The sequence below is a fragment of the Bacillus sp. MUM 116 genome (genome assembly GCF_001866655.1).
Lineage (GTDB): Bacteria > Bacillota > Bacilli > Bacillales > Cytobacillaceae > Neobacillus.
Genome location: NZ_MLYR01000002.1, coordinates 60,494 through 83,557 on the forward strand (window position 1 = coordinate 60,494; position 23,064 = coordinate 83,557).

Sequence of the window (23,064 nt, forward strand, 5' to 3'; positions counted from 1 at the left end):
ATGACAACAGTATTATTTGTAAAAGCAAACAATCGTCCAGCAGTACAATCGGTTAGTGTGAAATTATATGATGCTTTTTTAGCAAGCTATAAAGAAGCACATCCAAATAATACAGTGGTAGAGCTTGATTTATACAAAGAAGAATTGCCATATGTAGGAGTAGATATGATTAACGGCACATTTAAGGCGGGTAAAGGACTTGAGTTAACAGAAAAGGAAGCAAAAGCAGCAGCTGTTGCTGATAGATATTTAGATCAATTCATTGCAGCTGATAAAGTTGTATTTGGTTTCCCTTTATGGAACTTAACAATCCCAGCTGTACTACACACATATATTGATTACTTAAACCGTGCGGGTAAAACATTTAAATATACGCCAGAAGGTCCAGTAGGTCTTATTGGAAATAAGAAAATTGCATTATTAAATGCAAGTGGCGGTGTTTATTCTGAAGGACCAAAAGCTGAAATGGAAATGGCTATTAAATATATAGCAAATATGATGGGCTTTTTCGGTGTAAAAGATATAGAGAAAGTAGTAATTGAAGGTCACAACCAATTTCCAGATAAAGCAGAAGAGATTATTGCTTCAGGGCTTGAAAAGGCTGTTAAAGTAGCAAGTACGTTCTAATTAACAAAACACTTGTCACTAAATATCTTCAAGTAAACTGCCCCGTTAGCACAGCAAGGCTGCCAACAGTTTTGGCAGCCTTTAGGAATGTGTTCTGTGCCGTTCTTGGGCTGTAAAACCTGGCGTTTTGCCAGGTTTTACTGAAGCCTCAAAACGATACGATTTCATACTCTCGAAATAAATAGCGAGCTGTTACCGGGGGCATCAATACGAGGCTTGCCACTTACTTTTAAGACATACTTGCCAGATGGTCCTCAAGACGATCCATGGTCTGTTCGGCACCTGGGACGGCATATGTTTTCACCTTATCGAATACAGCGGCATTTTCTTCAAAAACTGTGCTATAAGTGAGTATGGTCTTACCATCCAGATCCTCAAAGATTGCTGTCGCCAGAAAATGGGGAAACACAGCATGTTTGATGACGATTCGCTCGGGTTTAACGACCTCGACAAAGACGTTGGTGTTGGGATAATCAACGCCATCAGGACCGTGCATGATAAACTGCCATGTACCGCCCGGTTTCATATCAAACTTCTGAAAAGTCGTCGTAAAACCTCGAGGTCCCCACCACTTCGAGAGGTGCTCCTCTTTCGTCCAAGCATCAAACACAAGATCGCGTGGAGCATCGAATACGCGGGTGATCACAATCTACCTACTTGTGTTGTGTTTGTTGCGTTGTTTTGGTTCATGTTTATCCCTCCAAAATGAATTTTGTTTTACCGCCTTCATTTTTTAAACCTATACTACTCCTTTACTTCAACAAGAAAAGCTATAACTCCTTCTTGTACTAAACTGCCCAGTTACATCAATAAGAAATGCTGCCGAAACTGGCAACTGATCTTTAACTCTTGCACCCGTTAGTTTAAGTGAAAAATTTTACAATCTTTTTTTGTCTTAAACAAATCTAATCCCTTAATGTGTAGGGGCAAATCAAAAAGACGCCTGCTTACTAAAGAAAAGCGCCCTTTAGCTAAGTAAAATTTCTATGTTAGCGCCTATTTTAATAAAATTAAATTAGTGTTGCAATCCTCTAACCATTTTAGTCAGTTCCGCCTCAAGTCGATCAAAGTTCTGTTCATTGGCTTTGTAGCAGAAACTTCTCACTTTTTCGCATTCATTAACTGATTTGTGGAGCATTTTCCATATAAGTTCGGTTTTGCCTTCTTTCTCAGCAAATGTAATGGTTAATAAAAATTCATGTATTGGCCCCAGATGGTGGATAACAATCTTTTCAGGTTCAATTATTTCGGAAAAGATGGATTTATTCTCATAATCTACACCATTGGGTCCATGCATAATGAAACGCCAAATACCGTTTGGTCGCATATCGAACTCATGAAACGTATTAGTAAAGCCCTCGGGTCCCCACCATTTTTCCAAATGATTCGGGTCACTGAATGCTTTGAACATGATTTCACGTGGCACATTGAAGATACGTGTGTTGACAATCTCACGATCAGAGATTGGCTCAGGAGAGTTAATAATCTCCGTTACCCCAGAGGATACTCTTAACTCTTGATTATTTTTCAACTGTTCACCAAGCTGATCCAGCAAAATACTTGTCCCGTGCTCACGAACTGCAGCTGTATCATGGCCGTCTAGGAATGCACCTTGCTCGGTAAAAATCAGGTGTGTTCCTTCATCAATTTGTTTAAACTCGACCGTTGCTACAGAAACGGAAATCCGAGTTTCATCGAGATCCATGGTGTAAGAATAGACAATACGGTGGTCAGGAATGATCTCCTGATAGTGTGCCTTAAATGTGTAAACAGGACCTCCTGGAGGGCCGCCATGATTTATCTCTAGTCCACCCACTCGAAAATCAAACTCTTCCGCCTCAGTGAACCATTTTGCTTTAAGCTCTGGGTCCGCCCATGCAGCGAATACCACTTCAGGTGTGAAATTATACACCTTTTCAAGAACAAAGGTATCGTGTGTTGCAAAGTGTTTTTTCATTCTCACTTCCTCCTTTTTTGGTGAGACGGATGATTAGAAAGGAATTCGCCAAGTCGATCAAATTGGCGCTCCATATTCTTTTGGCGCCCGTAAAAATAATTTTCATGACTTTTTTTCATTATTCCAATTGAATTTGTAAAATCTTGAACCGTCAATGTCTCTTTCGTTTGCAAAATCTCAGATACATTTTGTAAATCTTTTAACAGCTTCTGTTGAACTCTTATATTTTCTCTTAAACGTTCTATTTGAAGAGTCACCACTTCAATAGGGTTATACGTATCGTCGGCCAGGATTGATTTAATTTCCTCGAGCGTTAATCCTAAATCTTTTAGACTAAGAATTTGCTGTAACCGCGAAAGATCTGTGGCGTTATATAGGCGATATCCTGATTCTGAATAGTCTGATGGTGAGAACAATTCAATTTGGTCATAATACCGCAAGGTCCGAATCGTTAAACCTGTTAACTTTGCAAGTTCCCCTGTCTTCCATTTCTTCTTTCCTGGAACTAAAATAACCACCCCCTTATTTCGCGAGAATTTTTACCGGTATCTTCACTATAAACCGTTACGTCACGTAAGAGTCAAGGGAAAATAAATTTTTTTGAATCATGAGAAAATCTTTATCCTACCTCGATAGCTTAAGTGTAACTGTTCACAAACAATCTTTAACCAGTATGTTTACTGTTCATGATTCTTCCACAATCTGGCCCGTTAGTGGAAAAAAGCTAATGACGATTGTTCAACTAGACTGCCAGATAGTTGAATAGTCTCTCCCGTTTCAATTTCGAGAATCAAGTCAATAATTCCTCTAAAAATGAAATTTTAGGGAGAGATGTATTTTGTTATTGTCAAATGAATTAGGGCCTTATGGTATTACGGTTAATTTAATCAATCCAGTTTTATCCCAGTGGAAAGGCATGAAGGTATAGATACGAGTGATTATAAAAAAGGAGTTCTGCTTGGTAAAATGGGTGAGCCTCGGGATATTGGGAATGCGGTTGTATTTTTGGCATCTAATGAAGCAAAATTTATCACTTTCAAGAATCGAAAAAAAGTCAAAAACATTGGAGGAAATGAGTTTAGAATTTGGTTTAGAATTGCTAAAATTTTGATCAATTTGTTAAAAAAGAATAAAAAGCGGCAATAATAAAACCAGTAAATGCTAGCTCAAGGTAAACCAAAAATTCACCCATAGATAGAGACCAGGAAAAATTTTAGGATGTACCTATCTTGTTTTACGAGAAAGTTAATTTCCCCAAAAAAAAGGGCTGCTATTTATGTTAATGGTTAGTGAAGCGGTATTTCTATCGATTCGATAAATTCAGCTGTTGTTAAAAAATTTGATCAACTGGTTGAAAAGTAAATTCAGAAGAAGTCCAAGAAGCAATTAGTCAATTAAGAAGGAAAAAGTGCTTTGGAGAAGTCACAAAATAACCCTGAGCAAAGGGGAAATGTAGTAAATGGATAAGATTAAGATAAGCGCAGCCCAGCTTTTCGTACTAGTATTTTTATTTGAAATGGGTAGTTCTATCCTCTTTGGTCTAGGAGCAAATGCAAAACAGGATGCATGGATTGCCATTTTATTAGGGTTAGCAGGTGGTTTAATTGTCTTCTTTGTTCACTATCGTCTGTTTCTTTTTTATCCAGAATTAGTTCTAACCAGCTATATACAAAAAATTGCCGGAAAATGGCCAGGTAAGATCCTTGCCTTATTTTATATCACCTATTTTATCTATATTGCAGCAAGAGTTTTACGAGATTTCGGGGAACTTTTGGTAACAACTGTTTATACAAATACACCGTTATTTGTCATCAATACATTGATGGTTCTGACTATTATCTATGGCATTTTTAAAGGTTTAGAAGTAATCGCAAGAGTGGGGCAGATTTATTTTGGCATTGTATATTTTATGGCCATATTAGGATTTCTTTTAATTATTTTTTCTGGATTAATCCATTTTGAATTTCTTAAGCCAATTCTTGAAAATGGATGGAAACCCATATTTAATACGTTTCTCCAGCAAACTCTTTTATTTCCTTTTTCAGAAATACTTGTTTTCACAATGATATATCCGTTTGTGAATGAACCAAGGAAAATAAAATTTGTTTGTATAGGCGGGATGATTTTAAGTGGGATTAATATTACTATTACAGTGATTATTACGATTTCAATCATTGGTCCAGATCTTTATATCCGCTCAAACTTTCCATTGCTAACTACCGTTGGAAGAATTCAACTGGCAAATTTTATAGAGCGGCTGGATTCTCTTTTTTTGCTCTACCTAATCATTGGCGGTTTTTTTAAAATATCACTGTATTTTTATGCTGCGGTATTGGGTACAGCCGATCTATTTCAGTTTAAAAAAAAGGAAAATCTGGCGTTTCCAATTGGATTGATTGTATTGTTAGGATCCACAGCTATTGCATCGACATTTGCAGAGTTCATTAAAGAATTTGAATTTATAAGAGTCTATTTAAATTTACCTTTTGAAATTATCATTCCAAGCGCCTTACTGCTTATCGCATTCTTTCGAAATAAGGAGAAAAAAACCGATACGAATATAAATCGAAATTAAAAAACAGCCATTTGTTAATGGTTGTTTTGCTAAGGAATTTATGATTTTGACATTTACAAACGACTTATTGGACCTATCCTTTTCAGGGTTAAGCAGGAGATATATGGTGACTAAGGTTTCTTCATTTATTTCTCGTACGTAATTGTCCATTTATGTAATGAACAAATTGAATCTGACTGTTAATATAAGCTAGTCCCTTTTTCTTTCGAGGAGTAAAAATTGAATGATAGTACAAATATTTATTAAAAAAAGATAATTCTAATATACATCATATCGATTCGAAATAGTATAAAGGTAAAATGAAACACTTTTTTCGAAACAAAAATTTAAGAAATCGCCATTGGTAAAGCTTCATGTTGCCCACCCCTATCTTTTAACTATTAAATACAGTCCGTTGCTGAGACAATTAAATACCAGTACCACATGACATACCACCTAATTTCATAAATAGTTTCTTACATAGGATTATCAAATGATTTTTCTTTTATTTGTGTCGAATTCAGCATTAAATAAATAAATAATCTAATAACTGCAGATGGATTGTTCAATCATGCACTATTAAATGCCGTCAAAACTTAATAGACACTTAAGTTAATTTTTATCAAGTGTTAATAAATAGCATTCCAATATGTAATATAGTAGAGACTAGAGTCATCTTTAATGAATAAGAGATGGAAATTGCTTAGTAACACTGACCCTTCAAAAAAAGAGATGAGTTCTTTGAAAGAAAACTTAACGGTTTCTGAACTATCTGAAATGGTACAGCCTTCAGATCTGCAAATGTTATGCTAGTCCCACAAGTCACTTGGTTCATCAAGATTATGGCAACGGCTGTCGGAGAAACTGCGGCAGACTTCCTTAATGATAAACTTGGATTTGGATGGGTATCCTTATTTAGAGAGAGAAATAAAGTTGTGGGAAACCACTTTAAAGAAAGGAAATTATTTATGCAAGAAAACCAAAATAGAATGAAATTATTATTTAACAAAGTACCACAAGTGACGATTTTCTTTTGGATCATCAAAGTTTTGTGTACAACTGTTGGTGAAACATTTGCTGATTTCATCAATTTCAACATTGGACTTGGTTTAACTCTTACTACCATTATTATGGGAGTTGCGTTTTTTATTGCATTGTTTTTTCAATTTAAAGCAAACAAATATGTTCCATCCATTTACTGGGTAACAGTTGTTCTTATAAGCGTATTTGGAACACTGGTAACGGATAATTTGACAGATAATATTGGCGTACCACTTGAGGTCAGTACAGCTGTTTTCTCAGTGCTACTAGGACTGACTTTTCTATTTTGGTATCTTAGTGAAAAAACACTATCGATTCACTCGATTTTTACTAAGAAAAGAGAAGTTTTCTACTGGTTTACGATCCTTTTTACTTTTGCACTTGGAACAGCGGTCGGCGATTTATTTTCCGAACAACTTGGTTTTGGTTATCTTTACACAGGAATAGGCGTTATTATTATTATTGCACTTGTGTTCTTAGCTTATAAATTTTTGAAACTGGACGGAGTATTAGCTTTCTGGATTGCGTATATTTTAACTCGTCCGCTTGGAGCGTCACTTGGAGATTACCTATCTCAACCAAAAGTAAATGGCGGATTAGGACTCGGGACAACCGTCACGAGTGTGATTTTTCTTATCGCTATTTTAGCGATCATCATTTTCCTTGCCGTTTCAAAAATTGATACAAATGCTAAAAGTGATATAGCAGAAACAAACCAAAGTAATGCAAATAAGAAACATGTGCTTACACAAACGATTGTTGTACTCGTAATTTTCTTAGTTGTTGGTATAGGTGGTTATAACTGGCGCAGTAATTATATTGCATCACAAGGTGCTGCAGAGCAAACCACATTAGCAGGGCAATTAAACGATTTTGTTAAAATTGAAAATGATATGCTAAACGCTGTAAATAAAAACGACTTTGCTTCAGCAAAAAAAGGCGCTGATAATTTAGAACATCAGTGGGATACACAAGAACCTAAGCTTCGAAAAATTGATAGCACTACATGGACAAAAATTGATGGAACAATTGACTCTGTGCTAGCAGCGGCTCGTTCTTCAAAACCTGATGTTAATCAAAGCAAAACAGCACTTACTAATTCACTTAGTGTCTTAAAAGGTGCAAATAAATCAACATCAAAATCTGGTGCCTCACAAACAACATTATCTGGACAGTTAAACGATTTTGCAAAAATCGAAAATGATATACTAAAAGCTGTAAACAAAAGTGACTTTGCTTCAGCGAAAAAAGGGGCAGATGAATTAGAACATCAATGGGACACACAGGAGCCTAAGCTTCGAAAAATAGATGGCACAACATGGACGAAAATTGATGGAACAATTGATGTTGTATTAGCAGCAGTTCGTTCATCAAACCCTGATGTCAACCATTGCAAATCTGCACTTAACAATTCGCTTAGTACTATAAACGCAGCAAATAAATAATAATCATTGGAATCGCCAATCGCGGTTCCTTTTTTGCGTTGAAGATAAGGTCTGATAATAGAGCTTTAATATAATAAAGTGGATAATACATTTTTTGGTTGAGTTTAAACAGTTTTATGGGGATTGAATTAATGTTTTTTTCAATAATGTTTCTCTAGATCCACCCACACTCTCTCTGATAAGATACAAAAGCGTTTTTGTTTTGAGAGGAGAATTAAATTGGATGCAAGAGAATCTTTAGCAAAAAAAGTGGCGATTATAAGTGTCGTTAGTAATATTCTTCTAACTGTAGGAAAGTTATTTGTTGGCTGGTACGGAAAGAGTGATGCAGTGCTTGCAGATGGAATCCATTCAGCAGCAGATGTTTTCGCATCAATTATTGTACTTTTAGTCATAAAGATCGCAAATAAACCCGCTGATAAGGAACATCCCTATGGACATGGTAAGGCAGAGGTCATTGTATCAGGCATTGTGGGATTAGTTTTGCTCATTGTATCTTTTTATGTTGTGTATGAAGCAATAATGGGCTTTTTCCATCCAATTTCAACTCCAAACATCCTTGCAATGTGGGTTGCCATTATCTCTTATGGGGCCAAAGAAATCCGATACTTCATTAACTTTTAGGTGAAAACAGCCTAAAAAAGAGAGCCCGTAGGCTCTTTGGAAACATGTTTAAATCATTTGCTTAAAAGAATCTTCGTCTTCTTCTTTCAATTTCGATTGCGATACGTCTTCTTCTCTCTATCTCGATTTCGATTTCAATACGTCTTCTTCTCTCTATCTCGATTTCGATTTCAATAGGGAGAAACCTTCTTCTAAAGCCGTCAGGGAAAAAAACCATGTGTAATTCATCCTCCTATCGTTTCAGTAGTCTAGACAAAGGGACAGATTAAAATCAACCTGACCTTAGTTCCGTACAATTTAGTAATTGAGCAACAGACAGATTAAACAGCCAATGTAGACTTAGTAACCAGTCATAAACGAAGTTCCTACAATAATGAGTAGAACAAACAATACGACAATCAACGCAAAAGAAGTTGTCATTCCTCCTGACATATCTCCTACCTCCTTCACTAGCTTTCATAATAATATACGCGACCTATGAATAAATGATATGGACAAACTATCATTATTCCGCGGAATTTTTTTACGAACTTTTTCATTGCCAAGTAATCATTCCGTTCCATTCGAAAAAAATCCGTAGGCATTAATTTTGGTCCAATTTCATAATGTGTAAAAAAGAAAGGAAGGTGGTAAAACGTATGAAAATACAGGTTAGCGGATTTGTTGTTCATTCAGAAGATTCGAATTTGGATTCTGAGCATTCTCATATTTTATTTCTAACTTCATGGGACGGAAGACCAATTCACAGACATCATTTTGCCGGAGTAACCTCTATTAATGCAGGGCATGATCATCGATATACAGGTACAACTGAACCTGCTCCTACCGGAGTTCCCCATAACCATAGATACTATACTGTTACATTCTTGAATGATGGGCATAAACATGAAATTCGAGGAACTACTGGCCCTGCAATCCCCTTGCCCAATGGTGGACATTTTCATCATTTTGAGGGCGTAACATCAGTTAATGGTGCCCATCCACATTCTCATAAATATAGTGGCAAAACTAGTCCAAGTGATTAGGAATACCGTTTGAAAAGTCAACTTATGATCTCATACCTGGTTACTTCAATAATTCCCTCTGCAAATTTTTTTAAAATCTATCACTTGTCCAATCCTTTTTAGTTCTAGTACATATGCTAATACTGCCACCTCACATATTTATTCACCGCTAGAGAAGCGTTTGCATGTAATGCAAATGCTTCTTTTTATTTTTTAAAAATTTTCTTGTAAATTTTCCCATTACAATGATGCCTGTCCAATCAATCTTTCTCCTATGAAATATATATAGAGTAGAGTATTTTTTCTCTAATCTTCCAATAGGGGGTGAAACGATATGTCTTGGGGATATGGCTGTGATGGCGGTTACGGCTACGGTGGTGGCTTTAGCGGCGGCAGCACTTTCGTTTTAATCGTAGTATTGTTCGTTCTTTTAATTATTGTTGGTACTACTGTTGTTTTTTAATAAATTGTTCAGACCGAAATTGTTTTAGAAACAATTGACAAAAAAAGACGACTCTAACATTCAGGAAATCGAATAGGAGTTGTCTTTTTGATTTTAGATATTTTTTTCTTAGGCTGTGTTAAACTTGCCTGTTAGTTGAATCTAAAGAAGCTTCGCTACTAAACTTTTCATTTTGGCACTCTTTTTTAACTTATTATACCAATTATGAATTCAGTATTGGAAATTAGAGGTAATATATGAATTTCCTAAGGGGGAGTTTAAGGGGGAGGCAAAGAGTTAGGCATAGGGCACCCACAAACAGTAAACGCTTGTATCAGTCATTACAGCGACCGACACCCGATTTTGATCAAGGAAGTGTTCTAATAGTTGCAGCTTGTTGTACCTCTGAATTAAATCCTGGAATTTGTTCAAGAAGTCTAAAATTTAAATGTTTGATTTAAAGGCGTTTTTTTTAAAATGTGCAACTTCACCTGATTGTCCAATGACAACTGGATGCCAGTAATTATTAAAAAGCTACAAAAACTTATTTAGGAAGAAAGTAATATAAAAAACCACCGAATTAAAAGTCGGTGGTTTTTTATATTATTTAATTTTGTTTTGTAATTCTTTTAAAGCATCAGTTAATTGATCGTTTAAAGTCCCCAACGCCTTTTTATCGAGAGTTTTTGCTTCTGACCCAGCTATCGTGGGGTCAAGGTATTTTTCAACCTTTCCGTAAAGGTCTTTGTTATCCTTTTTTACATCATCTTCAAACGAAGCCCATTGATCTTCTAATTTTGGTCCAACTTCTTTTACTTTTGCTTGGTCACCACTATCGATTGCTTTTGATAATTGTTCTGTTGTATTCAACATTTTATTTACCCCATCAGAAACTTTGTTATCAGTTGAGCTACAACCTGCTAATACTAATGCACTTCCTAGACCGATTGCTAAAACCATTGATGTTAATTTTTTCACGATAGTTTCCTACTTTCATTGTTAATATTGTTCACAGCATTATGTTTTTGATTCTTAAATTTTTTTGATAAAAGTATAATTATAGCACCAAGCACAAGAATTACTTGTGGAATTGTACTTTCCCATGATGGGTATAGTGCAAAAAATTCTATACTTGGGATGCTTTGAGAATTCGTTGTTGGAATTAAGCCAGATAATTGTAGGCTATGGATCCCCATACCTGTAAACTTAATACACAGGTAAAATACGATTAAACTTGATACCATAAAGAATGGACGAAGTGGCAATTTTAATCCGACAAATACCATTAAATATGCTATGACACCCAGTATCGCTGCTCCAATAAGAAAACCGATTAATAATGAGTGTAGTTTTATTTGGCTTGCCATTCCGATATAAAACAAAACTGTTTCCGTTCCTTCTCGAAATACTGCTAGAAAGGCGAGAACCCCTAACGAAACCAGTTTACCCGTTGTTAATGCTGTTTGACTTTTTTCACGAATATACCGATTCCAATCCGCAATGTTAGATTGACTATGAAGCCAATAACTCATATACAATAACATGACTGCTGCAAAAACACCTGTCCATCCAGCGATTAAAGCATTATTATTACCAAACGCACCAGATGAAATCACAAATTTCACAATGAGAGCAAGAATCACACTAACGCCAAGGCCCGATAATACTCCAGTCCAAATCCATCCTTTTCCTTTTCCCTCTCCAGACTTTTTTACAAAAGACATGAGAGCAATTACGACAAGTAACGCTTCTAAACCTTCACGAATTAAAATCATGGATGCATCCCAATATGTGTATTGGGATTTATCCGCTAATGGAGTTAAGTATTTTATCATGTTATCGATAGTTTTATTTGCATCTTTAAAATTTGGAGGATTTGCAGCAAGCATAGCTTGAATGGTTACCAAATCTCTTTCAGAATCACTATAAACGGACGATGACTGTGCCACTACTACTCCTTCTACGCTCAACCATCTACTACTTGCCTTTTTAATACCTGCCAGAGCTTCTGATTGCTTTTGCTCCTTAATTTCCTTCTTTGTTTCTTGGAGAAGCACGATAAAATCATCTAAAGAAATATCTTCTTTCTTAAATCCTGCTTCTTTTGGGTAACCCCCACTTGCAAATTTTTCATTCACTGCTTTTAAGCCTTTTAAAGCTTGTAAAACTTGGTCCTGTTTCTTAAGGGTAAACGCATATACGACCTGCCCCATATTCGATTCGATGTCTCGGTAAGCAGTCGCAGAATCAGCTTTAATCCCTTCTTCAATTTCTCTCCAGGTTTTATTAAATTGGTTATAAGCCTTTTCTGCTTCGGTAAGATTCCCTTTTGAAGCAGAATCAATGGCTTTATTAACCGATTCTTCAGCCTTCTTAATATCATCATTGGAATTCCCAGAAGCCAAGGCAGGGGTATGTATTCCAATTCCTAATATTAATAGAAGAATAGATAATTTAAGTAACAGATTTTTACTCATAAAAATCCCCCATAAAAAGTCATTTAATTGATAACGAATTTCAATATCATCTTTCCTTTACAATTGTATTTCCATTGAAAATGATTGTCAATTGAAGATTTTTATTATTGGTTACATTTCTGTGTCATTAGAGAGCCAAATTCGATTCTAAAATAATTAGAATATACCTATATTCTAATGTTTCTTGCACCCGTTAGTTGAACAAGAAAAAGGGATGCCACAGCACCCCCCTTTTCTATTAAGGTTTCCCAAATACAACATTTTTTGGTTGAGTTTAAACAGTTTTATGGGGATTAAATTAATGTTTTTTTTCAATAATGTTTCTCTAGACCCACCCACACTCTCTCTGATAAGATACAAAAGCGTTTTTGTTTGGGAGGAGAATTAAATTGGATGCAAGAGAATCTTTAGCAAAAAAAGTGGCGATTATAAGTGTCGTTAGTAATATTCTTCTAACCGTAGGAAAGTTATTTGTTGGCTGGTACGGAAAGAGTGATGCAGTGTTTGCAGATGGAATCCATTCAGCAGCAGATGTTTTCGCATCAATTATTGTACTTTTAGTCATAAAGATCGCAAATAAACCCGCTGATAAGGAACATCCCTATGGACATGGTAAGGCAGAGGTCATTGTCTCAGGTATTGTGGGATTAGTTTTGCTCATTGTATCTTTTTATGTTGTGTATGAAGCAATAATGGGCTTTTTCCATCCAACTTCAACTCCAAATATCCTTGCAATGTGGGTTGCCATTATCTCTTATGGAGCCAAAGAAATTCTTTATAGGTACTCTTATAAAATTGCTCAAGAGCAAAATAGTAAAGCCATTGAAGCCATTGCTTTTGACCATAAAGCAGATATTGTCGCATCATTAGCAGCTGCTTTAGGGGTTGTTTTATCCATTATTGGAGACAAATTTAACATTTTCATTTTACTTTATGGAGATAAAATCGCTAGTATTGTCGTAGCTTATTTAATTTTTAATATATCGAGAAAAATGTTGAAAGAAGCGTTCGACATTTTACTAGAACGTAATATTGAAATAAACACTTTAAACGAATATATATCTATTATTTCCTCATTTCCAGCTGTTAAAAGAATAGACCGAATTAGGGCAAGAGAACTTGGGCATTATGTTTTAGTTGATTTAAGAATTTCAATTGACCATGAAAAAACAATAAAAGAAGGACACGACCTTTCTAGAGAAATCAAACGGGAGCTCATGAGTAAACATAAAAATATCGAAGAAGTTCTAATTCACTTGAATCCATACTTTCCCACTTAATGGAGATTTCCCCCTTATAGGGGTAAATGCGTTATACGAATTCTTATTTTTTTATGAAATACTCATTATTACTCTTTCACACTATAAAACGTAGAAAAAACCCATCCATTGATGGGTGAGGTGGTTAAAAAACTAATATTTTCTATTTGGTAAGGGTTCTTCTCGCGCCAATACAATTTTGAAATTTCCAACACCATTTACTGTTGGGGCTTGGATAATTCCCAAATAGGTGAAGTAAACAAAGAAGGGCTCAGAGATTCATAAAAACCAAATAGGGGTAATTTCTAAACATTAAGATTAATCTTAATGTTATCTAAATGTTAATATGAAAATTAATATACAACAATTAGATGATCAGGACGCCCTAAATTGTAGACCCTACCCTATCCACTGCTTTACTCGGTTAATCCGGCGAATCACCAGCCAATCCAAAAGCAAAACAAAGAGCAAAGATACTCCAACCGACGGAAATATAATACTGAAAATTGCGATAATAAAAACTAAACCTTTTTCCATCTTGAAATTCTTTGGTTGAGGTGGTGCACCTAGTTTGTTGCTAGGTTTTCGTTTCCACCATATCAAAATACCTGTAACAACTATGAGCACGATTCCTATACAGACGATGAGCCCCACAATTTGATTTATCCAGCCAAGCTCAGCTCCAATGTGAAGATAATATCCCGTGGTAATGGCTTTTCCTAACAGACCATAATCTTTGAATCGAGAATCGCTCAGCACTTTCCCATTGTATTGATCGATATGCAATGTGGCTTCATCGGTAGATTTAGGAAGGAAAACCTGTACAGTGTAGACCCCTTCAGGTCCATCCGGGAAGTATACGTCGTAACCTGGATATAAGTGCTGAGAATCAGCAATCCTTACTACCTCATCGATAGAAATGGGGGAAACCTTCCCTTTTTCCGGTTCGATCGATTTGGGTTTTTCTCCCCAAACAGGAGCTGGAATTCCAGTACCAGTATTCGTCGCTAGTGTTTGAACTAGTGTGTGTCCCCAAAATCCAGTCCAAGGTAAACCGGTTAAAATCAAAAAGGCAATTCCTATGGACAATACAAATCCAGTCACTGCATGAATATCCATCCAAAAGGATCGCTTGCCTCGGTTCTGACCGCGAAACAACCTTTTGATTACTCCCTTTCGATTCCGAGGCCACCAAAGGTACATGCCAGTTATCAAAAGAATCAAGCCCCAACACACTGATAGTTCTATCAGAAGGTCACCCGATGTTCCTACCATCAATTGACCATGCAGCTTCTCGATTTGAGCCATGAATCGATCTGCATCATCTAGTTCCCCAACGATTTTTCCACTATAGGGATTAACAAAAACCGTAATTGATTTATCCCCTTCAAGAATCCCCACTTCTGAAGATCGATTTCCTTCAACACCAGGCTTATATCGTGTGAATTGACTATCTGGATGTACTTCCTTTACCTTCTCAAATTGTTTGGAAGCTGGTAGCTTCTGTCCGTCGGCATGAACATAGTAATAATCCTTATATATGAATGACTCTATCTGGGGCTTGAATAGATAAATGCCTCCAGTTATTGCTAAAAGAATAAGGATTGGAGCGAATACCACTCCTGCGTAAAAATGCCACCTCCAAATAGATGCAGACATGGAGCTCACGATCCTACGTTCATTATTCAAGGCAATCTTCAAATTAATCTTTCCTCTCTTTTCATCTGCTTTTATAAATTTCTATATGAGGTTACGAATGAAAAAATGGGGGGTAACATTTGTACTTTTACTGCTATGTAGCAATATTTTTCAAGTCTTTCGCTTTTTTCCGCGCTTTTAAACGCTTGTAAAGTGGATAGCCCACCATATAATACCCGGAAAATGACAGTAGAATAAGGGATAAACCTGCGAATGTAAGAGCACTGTATCGATACCAATTGCCAAAAAAGGATCCATCATGCAAAGTAATGATGAAACTTGAGTAATCTGGGTTTGTAGATAAAACTTTTCCAGTACTCGCATCGATCTGAACATCTTGACTGTTATTAAAGCGAATCTGATAAATATTTAAACCAGGTCTATATTCTATTCTAAAGATATCTTCAACCGATGTTGCACCTGGAAGCCCCTGAGACGTGGCTATGGACACGACCTTATCCATAGGTATCGATTGACTTGGACTCGCCTCCTTCCCTGTTCTTAAATCATCAGCAACTCCGAGTGGTATCATATAAACAAGCAATAGGCCTGTCACTGCTACGAACATAAAAACAACAGATAAAATTAATCCAGACCATTTATGTACTTTTCTACTAAATTGGTAAAGACTTAATGCTTTTGACATATTTTCTTCACACCCCTTGTCTTATTTCAAATTAAATATCCCCTTCCGTTAATGCTCATTCCTTCGTAAAAAATTTCTACGGCTTCTGACATTCTCAAGAAATCCTCCTTCCTCTGCCGTCAACAACATTCGGAATATTCAAAATAAAAAAGCAACTTAAATGTGATTTTACGGTGATGAATTAGGGTTGTCAATAATATTTTTACAAATTTTACTATATTAGCAAAATAATATATTAATGAGGTGATTCACTAAAGTAAAACTGTCGTCTTACACGTTTCGTTCTTCTCTTTAAAAATAAGCTTTTTTGAGAAAGTATTCATTACAAGTCGGGTAAATTGACAATAGTTCTTTGAGGTATTATCATCATTATCGTATCCCCCCCTAGGGGATAGGATATTAAAAAGCTAAGGTGAGGTGTTTAAATGAGTTCTCATAAACTTCCAGAGGTAATTAGTCGTCTCTCTAAGATTGAGGGGCATGTTAGAGGTATTAAAAAAATGGCTGAGGAAGGTCGTAGCTGCGAAGAGTTATTAATGCAAGTGAGTGCTGTAAAGTCTGCAATTAATAATGTAGGGAGAGTCATTCTTGAGGATTATTTAGAGGATTGTGTAGTAGATGGTATACGAAAGCAGGCTGACCAGGAAACAGTTGAAAATTTAAAAAAAGCTATAAAAAGATTTATTTAGGACAAAAAAATATAGGCAAAATTATTTTTTATTAGCTGCACCCTATTAGGAGAGATCCAAATGAAGATAAAATTAAAAATCGGGATTACTTGCTATCCGACAGTAGGTGGTTCAGGAGTAGTAGCAACTGAGTTGGGGAAAATGCTTGCTGAAAAAGGACATGAAATCCATTTTATTTCCTTTAGTCTTCCCTTCCGATTAAAAGAACTGAATAGAAACATTTATTATCATCCAGTTGAAGTAAGTCAATATCCTGTATTTCACTACCCACCCTATGATATTGCCTTAGCTAGTAAAATGGCTGATGTTATTAATAGAGAAAAATTAGATATCTTACATGTTCATTACGCTATCCCACATGCTGTTAGTGCAATTTTAGCAAAACAAATAAGTGGGAGAGATGTGAAAATTGTTACAACTCTACATGGAACAGATATTACTGTTTTAGGTAATGATCCATCCTTAATAGACGTTATTAGGTTTGGAATTGAAAAATCAGATTATGTAACAGCTGTTTCTAAATCATTAATCTCGGAAACCCATGATCTGATTAAGCCTGATAAATATATTGAAGCTGTCTATAATTTCATTGATACTCGCGTTTATCAAAAAAAGGATTCAACTTATTTGAAAGAAGAATATGGTATCTCTCAAGAAGAGAAAGTGATTGTTCATGTATCAAACTTTAGAGCCATAAAGCGTGTTACGGATGTTGTAAAAACTTTTTCAAGAATTGAAGCGAATATGCCGGCTAAGCTTTTACTTGTCGGAGACGGTCCAGACATGACAATTGTTTGTAATCTAGTTGATGAACTTAACTTAAGAGAAAAAGTTCTGTTTCTTGGAAAGCAAGATAACTTAGAAGAATTATATTCTATTAGTGATTTAATGTTACTTCTTTCTCAAAAGGAAAGTTTCGGACTCGTGGCTTTAGAAGCAATGGCTTGTGGGGTTCCTTGTATTGGAACCAACGTTGGGGGAATACCAGAGGTTATTTTGGATGGTGAAACAGGATTTATTTGCGAGCTAGGTAATATATATTCCATCGCCGATAAAGCCATTTATACTTTGACAGATGACACTGTACATAAGTGTTTATCAAATCGATCCATTCAAATTGTCAATGAAAGATTTAGAGCCGATCTCATTGTAAAAAAATATGAAGATATTTACTTTAAAGTAATTAAATACTGTGAATAAATTTGATACCTAGAGAATTTTTTATTGAGATATTATTAAGCAAAGACGATCAAGAAACAGTAAAAACCAAAAATAGGCAGAGAAAAATTTTATTTAGGGACAGACAAACATAATATCATTATTTTAGTAATTCTATAAAGCAGCAAGGGGTGTTACTTAGTTGTCCAGCTTAAGATTATACAGTAAATTTGTTAAACCTTATTGGAAGTTAGTTATTATTACAATGATTATTGGAATTATAAAGTTTGGAATTCCTTTAACATTGCCTTTAATCATGAAATATTCAGTGGATTCTATTCTTTTAGCAAAAATCCCTTTAAGTCAGAAAATATTGCACCTGACCTATGTTATTTCAATAGCATCTGTTTTATTCATCATCGTTCGATTTCCTGTTGAATATTATCGTCAATATTTCGCTCAAGAAATTACAAGCAAGATTCTGTATGATATACGTGACAAACTCTATGGGCATCTACAAAAATTGTCTCTTCGCTTTTATCAAAACAATAAAACCGGAGAAATCATCTCTCGTGTTATGAACGATGTAGAACAAACAAAAAACCTAGTAGAAACAGGTATGATGAATATTTGGTTAGATATGATTACTTTAACAATTGCATTAGGTTTTATGTTTACAATGAATGTAAAATTGACATTCATGGCAATTGCAATCCTTCCCTTTTATGCTATTTCTGTAAAAACAATGTACAAACGTTTAAAATTACTAACAAAACAACGGTCACAATCTCTTGCAGATGTGCAGTCATATCTTCACGAAAGGGTAGCTGGGATACCAGTTGTAAAAAGTTTTACACTTGAGGAATATGATCAGAACCAATTTGACAGAAGAAACCAAAATTTCCTAACCAAAGCGATGGCTGTGACCCAATGGAATGCTTTAACTAATGCAATTATTAATACATTAACTGATATTGCTCCTCTCCTTGTCATTGCCTATGGGGGATATAAAGTCATTACGGGTGAACTTACTTTAGGTACATTTGTAGCCTTCTTTGGATATTTAAATAATATTTATAGTCCTTTACGCAGACTAGTCAATTCATCTACTCTCCTAACCCAAGCAACGGCTTCTCTTGACCGTGTGTTAGAGTTATGGAATCAGCCTTATGATGTTTTAGACCAACCTTCTGCTAAGCAACTGACAAAAGTGAATGGGGACATTGAATTTAAAAATGTATGGTTCCGATATGATAAGGAATCCGACTATATCTTAAAAGATATTAATTTAACTATACCCTCTGGCCATACAGTTGCCTTAGTTGGGATGAGTGGAGGAGGAAAATCATCTCTTATTAGTTTAATTCCACGATTCTACAATATTGAAAAAGGTAGTATTACCATTGATGATATGAATATAATCGACATTACTCAAAATAGTCTAAGAAGTCACATAGGTATGGTGTTACAGGACAATATTTTATTCAGTGGCACTATACGAGACAATATTTTATTAGGAAATCCTTCAGCATCTGAAGAGGAAATGGTTAAGTCTGCAAAAGCTGCCAATGCCCATGATTTTATTCTTAATCTCCCGAATGGATATGATACTGAAATCGGTGAAAAAGGGGTTAAATTATCAGGAGGTCAAAAGCAAAGAATTGCTATCTCAAGGGTATTTCTGAAAAACCCTAAGATTTTGATCTTAGACGAGGCAACCTCTGCGTTAGATTTGGAATCAGAGGCTCTAATTCAAGAATCGCTTGATAAATTAGCAAAAAATAGAACAACGATTATTATTGCTCATAGGTTATCAACGATAACTAATGTAGATGAAATTATATTTATGAAAGACGGGCAAATCTTAGAAAAAGGAACTCATAATGAATTAATGCAACAAAACGGATTATATAAACAATTATTTAATATACAAAACTTAAATCAAGACCAAAAAGAAATGGTTGCTGAGGGGTTCTTGTGATACTGCTCAGTTTATTGTTTCTCTTCTCCCCCACCCGGTATCGTTGAAAATTTTTGTATAGCATGTTTCAAGCTAAACCTAAATAGCAAAAAACGCAGCCTAATTTAAAAACCTGCGTTTTTTGCTTATTTATTGTACTTTTGAATATGGAGAAGCCAAAAAGCGCCAAAAATGACGCTTTCAACGGGAGGTGATTCCCAATCGTCCTACATTTTTATATTATGCAACATTGGTAAAGTTTAGAATGCGAAGTAAGAATAGCTTAAAGATTTCAATAAAAAAGGTACCTGTCCTTTATGAGTGAGGTTTAATCTCATACACGTTACTATTGAATAACTGGTGCATGTCAATAGTTCATTAACTTTTATGTGAAAACAGCCTAAAAAAGAGAGCCCGTAGGCTCTTTGGAAACATGTTTAAATCATTTGCTTAAAAGAATCTGCGTCTTCTTCTTTCAATTTCGATTGCGATACGTCTTCTTCTCTCTATCTCGATTTCGATTTCAATACGTCTTCTTCTCTCTATCTCGATTTCGATTTCAATAGGGAAAAACCTTCTTCTAAAGCCGTCAGGGAAAAAAACCATGTGTAATTCATCCTCCTATCGTTTCAGTAGTCTAGACAAAGGGACAGATTAAAATCAACCTGACCTTAGTTCCGTACAATTTAGTAATTGAGCAATAGACAGATTAAACAGCCAATGTAGACTTAGTAACCACTCATAAAAGAGGTTCCTACAATAATGAGTAGAACAAACAATAAGACAATCAACGCAAAAGAAGTTGTCATTCCTCCTGACATAATTCCTACCGCCTTCACTAGCTTTCATAATAATATACGCGATCTATGAATAAATGATATGGACAAACTATCATTATACCGCGGAATTTTTTTTACGAACTTTTTCATTGCCAAGTAATCATTCCGTTCCATTTGAAAAAAATCCGTAGGCATTAATTTTGGTCCAATTTCATAATGTGTAAAAAAGAAAGGGAGGTGGTAAAACGTATGAAAATACAGGTTAGCGGATTTGTTGTTCATTCAGAAGATTCGAATTTAGATTCTGAGCATTCTCATATTTTATTTCTAACTTCATGGGACGGAAGACCAATTCACAGACATCATTTTGCCGGAGTAACCTCTATTAATGCAGGTCATGATCATCGATATACAGGTACAACTGAACCTGCTCCTACCGGAGTTCCCCATAACCATAGATACTATACTGTTACATTCTTGAATGATGGGCATAAACATGAAATTCGAGGAGCTACTGGCCCTGCAATCCCCTTGCCCAATGGTGGACATTTTCATCATTTTGAGGGCGTAACATCAGTTAATGGTGCCCATCCTCATTCTCATAAATATAGTGGCAAAACTAGTCCTAGTGATTAGGAATACCGTTTGAAAAGTCAACTTATGATCTAATACCTGGCTACTTCAATAATTCCCACTGCAAATTTTTTTAAAAATCTATCACTTGTCCAATCCTTTTTAGTTCTAGTACATATGCTAATACTGCCACCTCACATATTTATTCACCGCTAGAGAAGCGTTTGTATGTAATGCAAATGCTTCTTTTTATTTTTAAAAAGTTTTCTTGTAAATTTTCCCATTCCAATGATGCCTGTCCAATCAATCTTTCTCCTATGAAATATATATATAGTAGAGTATTTTTTCTCTAATCTTCCAACAGGGGGTGAAACGATATGTCTTGGGGATATGGCTGTGATGGCGGTTACGGCTACGGTGGTGGCTTTAGCGGCGGCAGCACTTTCGTTTTAATCGTAGTATTGTTCGTTCTTTTAATTATTGTTGGTACTACTGTTGTTTTTTAATAAATTGTTCAGACCGAAAGTGTTTTAGAAACAATTGACAAAAAAAGACGACTCTAACATTCAGGAAATCGAATAGGAGTTGTCTTTTTGATTTTAGATATTTTTTTCTTAGGCTGTGTTAAACTTGCCTGTTGGTTGAATCTAAAGAAGAAAAACTTTTTGAATTGGAATCACCTATTTATTAGAACCTTCAAAGGAATATATGTCACTTTAGGAGTTATTTTGCACTTACTTTAAGTGATATTTTGCATATCTAACATTAAAATCCCATCTATCTTCACATGCTGATCGGTTTAGTAAAAAAACGACTGCTCATTGTTCAGCAATCGCGTCCGATTCTTAAATAAGCTACTGCATATACTTTTCGTTCTACGAAGCAACTAAATGTACTATTTCAGCTAATATTTCTCTTTGTTATAAATTCCATAAATACAAAATATTGGCAAAATATTTGTCTGCATGTATAATAAAATTATCTTAATGCAAAGGGGTTGTTCCTTATGAATCAACGAATCTCCAACAATGATGTTGCACCCGAAGCAATGAAAATTATGTTAGATATGGAGAAGTACACTAAAAAGTCTTCAATTAATGAAACTACTAGAGAGTTGATCAAAATTAGAGCTTCTCAAATTAACGGTTGTGCCTTCTGCCTCAATATGCATACATCCGACGCTCGTAAGATGGGGGAAACTGAACAAAGAATTTATTGTTTAAATGTCTGGGAAGAAAGCGATTTTTATTCACCTGAAGAAAAAGTTTCTTTAGAACTTACTGAGCATATTACCTTGATACCAACAAAACGAGTTCCTGATGACTTATACAAGCGTGTCCGAGAACATTATGATGAGAAACAATATGTTGATCTAGTTCTTATTATTAATCAAATAAACAATTGGAATAGACTCTCTATTGCAGTGGGCCAAACACCAACTAAGATTTAATTTCCTTAACGAACATCCTATGGTGTTCGTTTTTTAATGTTGCAAAAATTTGTCAATTATGCATTGCTAAATTATTAAAACACGATAAATAATAACTTAAAAAGACACAATTCCTTGTACAAGAATTGCGCCCGATTGTTGAAAATCAATGCCTAAATCTTATTCGAGATAAGCACCCGTCAGTTTAAGTGATTTTTTTCACAAACTCAGGCGGGTTTTTATTTTTACGAAAAATGGACAAGACATAGTCAATTGCCCTCTCAACATGTGGAATCTTTACATAATTTATAGCAATTCCCTTAGAAAGGAGGTTTTTGACATGTACTTCGATTATGATAATGCTCGTCGTTTCGAAGGTCAATTGATTAAGGTTCAAAATGAACAGGGTGACTGGGTTATCGGGAAGATTGTTAAAGTAAAAAATGACGGTTTTGAAATAGCTGAACTAAATTCAAAACAACCAAATGATGGCTACGGCTTTGGATTTTTCCCTGGGCCATTTTTCGGCAGACGTTTCTTTAGACCGTTTGGTGCCCCGTTTTTCCCATTCTTCTTCTGATAATCGCTTAAAGAGCAACGCCTTCAAGCTTGCTCTTTTTTCATGTCGGATGTTGATTTACCATATATTCAACAGATAACAACAAATCTGTGTCATGAAAATACACGCTGGTATGTGAGTTA

At 35.4% G+C, this 23,064-nt stretch carries 25 protein-coding genes and 1 pseudogene; 15 read left to right on the forward strand and 11 right to left on the reverse strand.

Features of this window, described 5'->3' with window-relative positions; all coding sequences use genetic code 11:
* On the forward strand, positions 1 to 627 hold the full coding sequence (locus tag BIV60_RS00575) for an FMN-dependent NADH-azoreductase (RefSeq protein ID WP_071353800.1): 627 nt from the start codon (positions 1 to 3) through the stop codon (positions 625 to 627).
* A gap of 229 nt (positions 628 to 856) precedes the next feature.
* On the opposite strand, the pseudogene BIV60_RS00580 reads toward BIV60_RS00575, so the two are convergent.
* From BIV60_RS00580 to BIV60_RS00590, 3 genes and pseudogenes are all read right to left on the reverse strand, one after another.
* A pseudogene (locus BIV60_RS00580) lies at positions 857 to 1,317 on the reverse strand (SRPBCC family protein).
* 325 nt (positions 1,318 to 1,642) lie between these two features.
* On the reverse strand, positions 1,643 to 2,584 hold the full coding sequence (locus BIV60_RS30790) for an SRPBCC family protein (protein WP_071353801.1): 942 nt from the start codon (positions 2,582 to 2,584) through the stop codon (positions 1,643 to 1,645).
* A gap of 2 nt (positions 2,585 to 2,586) precedes the next feature.
* Complete coding sequence (locus BIV60_RS00590; protein ID WP_256218252.1) at positions 2,587 to 3,102, reverse strand: MerR family transcriptional regulator; 516 nt, start codon at positions 3,100 to 3,102, stop codon at positions 2,587 to 2,589.
* 388 nt (positions 3,103 to 3,490) lie between these two features.
* Here BIV60_RS00590 and BIV60_RS29385 point away from each other — a divergent pair, with 388 nt between their 5' ends.
* The 4 genes from BIV60_RS29385 to BIV60_RS00610 all read left to right on the forward strand — a co-directional run bounded on the left by BIV60_RS29385 (position 3,491) and on the right by BIV60_RS00610 (position 8,248).
* Positions 3,491 to 3,730, forward strand: coding sequence for a hypothetical protein (locus BIV60_RS29385; protein ID WP_177177192.1), 240 nt, complete (start codon positions 3,491 to 3,493; stop codon positions 3,728 to 3,730).
* A 313-nt stretch (positions 3,731 to 4,043) separates the two neighbouring features.
* Positions 4,044 to 5,159 carry a GerAB/ArcD/ProY family transporter gene (locus BIV60_RS00600; RefSeq protein ID WP_071353803.1) on the forward strand — a complete coding sequence of 372 codons (1,116 nt, stop codon included), beginning with the start codon at positions 4,044 to 4,046 and terminating at the stop codon, positions 5,157 to 5,159.
* Positions 5,160 to 5,944: 785 nt separating this feature from the next.
* Positions 5,945 to 7,624 carry a hypothetical protein gene (locus tag BIV60_RS00605; protein WP_256218253.1) on the forward strand — a complete coding sequence of 560 codons (1,680 nt, stop codon included), beginning with the start codon at positions 5,945 to 5,947 and terminating at the stop codon, positions 7,622 to 7,624.
* A gap of 219 nt (positions 7,625 to 7,843) precedes the next feature.
* The gene (locus BIV60_RS00610) at positions 7,844 to 8,248 is read left to right on the forward strand and encodes a cation diffusion facilitator family transporter (RefSeq protein ID WP_083402036.1); all 405 of its coding nucleotides are present in this window, start codon (positions 7,844 to 7,846) and stop codon (positions 8,246 to 8,248) included.
* Between the two features lie 61 nt (positions 8,249 to 8,309).
* On the opposite strand, the gene BIV60_RS29390 is transcribed toward BIV60_RS00610, so the two are convergent.
* Positions 8,310 to 8,465 carry a hypothetical protein gene (locus BIV60_RS29390; RefSeq protein WP_177177193.1) on the reverse strand — a complete coding sequence of 52 codons (156 nt, stop codon included), beginning with the start codon at positions 8,463 to 8,465 and terminating at the stop codon, positions 8,310 to 8,312.
* A 122-nt stretch (positions 8,466 to 8,587) separates the two neighbouring features.
* Complete coding sequence (locus BIV60_RS28005) at positions 8,588 to 8,668, reverse strand: YjcZ family sporulation protein (protein WP_177177195.1); 81 nt, start codon at positions 8,666 to 8,668, stop codon at positions 8,588 to 8,590.
* Positions 8,669 to 8,886: 218 nt separating this feature from the next.
* Here BIV60_RS28005 and BIV60_RS00615 point away from each other — a divergent pair, with 218 nt between their 5' ends.
* Together BIV60_RS00615 and BIV60_RS28010 are read left to right on the forward strand one after the other, a co-directional pair.
* Complete coding sequence (locus BIV60_RS00615; RefSeq protein ID WP_071353804.1) at positions 8,887 to 9,273, forward strand: YmaF family protein; 387 nt, start codon at positions 8,887 to 8,889, stop codon at positions 9,271 to 9,273.
* 313 nt (positions 9,274 to 9,586) lie between these two features.
* Positions 9,587 to 9,715 carry a YjcZ family sporulation protein gene (locus BIV60_RS28010; protein ID WP_083402038.1) on the forward strand — a complete coding sequence of 43 codons (129 nt, stop codon included), beginning with the start codon at positions 9,587 to 9,589 and terminating at the stop codon, positions 9,713 to 9,715.
* Positions 9,716 to 10,297: 582 nt separating this feature from the next.
* Here BIV60_RS28010 and BIV60_RS00620 read toward each other — a convergent pair.
* Entirely contained in the window at positions 10,298 to 10,672 is a 375-nt protein-coding gene (locus tag BIV60_RS00620; RefSeq protein WP_071353805.1) for a hypothetical protein, read from the reverse strand.
* On the reverse strand, positions 10,669 to 12,171 hold the full coding sequence (locus tag BIV60_RS00625) for an FTR1 family protein (RefSeq protein ID WP_071353806.1): 1,503 nt from the start codon (positions 12,169 to 12,171) through the stop codon (positions 10,669 to 10,671). Before BIV60_RS00625 ends, BIV60_RS00620 begins: the two co-directional genes overlap by 4 nt.
* A gap of 389 nt (positions 12,172 to 12,560) precedes the next feature.
* Between BIV60_RS00625 and BIV60_RS00630 the strand changes: the two genes are divergently transcribed.
* The gene (locus BIV60_RS00630; protein WP_083402039.1) at positions 12,561 to 13,451 is read left to right on the forward strand and encodes a cation diffusion facilitator family transporter; all 891 of its coding nucleotides are present in this window, start codon (positions 12,561 to 12,563) and stop codon (positions 13,449 to 13,451) included.
* Positions 13,452 to 13,829: 378 nt separating this feature from the next.
* On the opposite strand, the gene BIV60_RS00635 is transcribed toward BIV60_RS00630, so the two are convergent.
* Together BIV60_RS00635 and BIV60_RS00640 are read right to left on the reverse strand one after the other, a co-directional pair.
* The gene (locus tag BIV60_RS00635; protein WP_071353824.1) at positions 13,830 to 15,089 is read right to left on the reverse strand and encodes a PepSY-associated TM helix domain-containing protein; all 1,260 of its coding nucleotides are present in this window, start codon (positions 15,087 to 15,089) and stop codon (positions 13,830 to 13,832) included.
* Between the two features lie 133 nt (positions 15,090 to 15,222).
* On the reverse strand, positions 15,223 to 15,774 hold the full coding sequence (locus BIV60_RS00640) for a PepSY-associated TM helix domain-containing protein (RefSeq protein ID WP_071353807.1): 552 nt from the start codon (positions 15,772 to 15,774) through the stop codon (positions 15,223 to 15,225).
* A 425-nt stretch (positions 15,775 to 16,199) separates the two neighbouring features.
* Between BIV60_RS00640 and BIV60_RS00645 the strand changes: the two genes are divergently transcribed.
* The 3 genes from BIV60_RS00645 (at position 16,200) to BIV60_RS00655 (ending at position 19,602) form a co-directional block, all read left to right on the forward strand.
* Complete coding sequence (locus tag BIV60_RS00645) at positions 16,200 to 16,463, forward strand: metal-sensitive transcriptional regulator (protein WP_071353808.1); 264 nt, start codon at positions 16,200 to 16,202, stop codon at positions 16,461 to 16,463.
* 60 nt (positions 16,464 to 16,523) lie between these two features.
* Entirely contained in the window at positions 16,524 to 17,663 is a 1,140-nt protein-coding gene (gene bshA / locus BIV60_RS00650; protein WP_071353809.1) for an N-acetyl-alpha-D-glucosaminyl L-malate synthase BshA, read from the forward strand.
* A gap of 160 nt (positions 17,664 to 17,823) precedes the next feature.
* On the forward strand, positions 17,824 to 19,602 hold the full coding sequence (locus tag BIV60_RS00655; RefSeq protein ID WP_071353810.1) for an ABC transporter ATP-binding protein: 1,779 nt from the start codon (positions 17,824 to 17,826) through the stop codon (positions 19,600 to 19,602).
* Positions 19,603 to 20,031: 429 nt separating this feature from the next.
* On the opposite strand, the gene BIV60_RS29395 is transcribed toward BIV60_RS00655, so the two are convergent.
* Both BIV60_RS29395 and BIV60_RS28015 read right to left on the reverse strand, forming a co-directional pair.
* Positions 20,032 to 20,187 carry a hypothetical protein gene (locus BIV60_RS29395; protein ID WP_177177194.1) on the reverse strand — a complete coding sequence of 52 codons (156 nt, stop codon included), beginning with the start codon at positions 20,185 to 20,187 and terminating at the stop codon, positions 20,032 to 20,034.
* 122 nt (positions 20,188 to 20,309) lie between these two features.
* Complete coding sequence (locus BIV60_RS28015) at positions 20,310 to 20,402, reverse strand: YjcZ family sporulation protein (RefSeq protein WP_083402040.1); 93 nt, start codon at positions 20,400 to 20,402, stop codon at positions 20,310 to 20,312.
* Positions 20,403 to 20,609: 207 nt separating this feature from the next.
* On the opposite strand from BIV60_RS28015, the gene BIV60_RS00660 reads away from it, so the two are divergent.
* The 4 genes from BIV60_RS00660 to BIV60_RS00670 all read left to right on the forward strand — a co-directional run bounded on the left by BIV60_RS00660 (position 20,610) and on the right by BIV60_RS00670 (position 22,942).
* Positions 20,610 to 20,996, forward strand: coding sequence for a YmaF family protein (locus BIV60_RS00660; protein ID WP_071353811.1), 387 nt, complete (start codon positions 20,610 to 20,612; stop codon positions 20,994 to 20,996).
* A 314-nt stretch (positions 20,997 to 21,310) separates the two neighbouring features.
* Entirely contained in the window at positions 21,311 to 21,439 is a 129-nt protein-coding gene (locus BIV60_RS28020) for a YjcZ family sporulation protein (RefSeq protein WP_083402038.1), read from the forward strand.
* Positions 21,440 to 21,939: 500 nt separating this feature from the next.
* The gene (locus BIV60_RS00665) at positions 21,940 to 22,383 is read left to right on the forward strand and encodes a carboxymuconolactone decarboxylase family protein (RefSeq protein ID WP_071353812.1); all 444 of its coding nucleotides are present in this window, start codon (positions 21,940 to 21,942) and stop codon (positions 22,381 to 22,383) included.
* A 319-nt stretch (positions 22,384 to 22,702) separates the two neighbouring features.
* Positions 22,703 to 22,942 (forward strand): hypothetical protein, encoded by a 240-nt coding sequence (locus BIV60_RS00670; protein WP_071353813.1) that lies wholly within the window; start codon positions 22,703 to 22,705, stop codon positions 22,940 to 22,942.
* Positions 22,943 to 23,064: the final 122 nt, after the last annotated feature.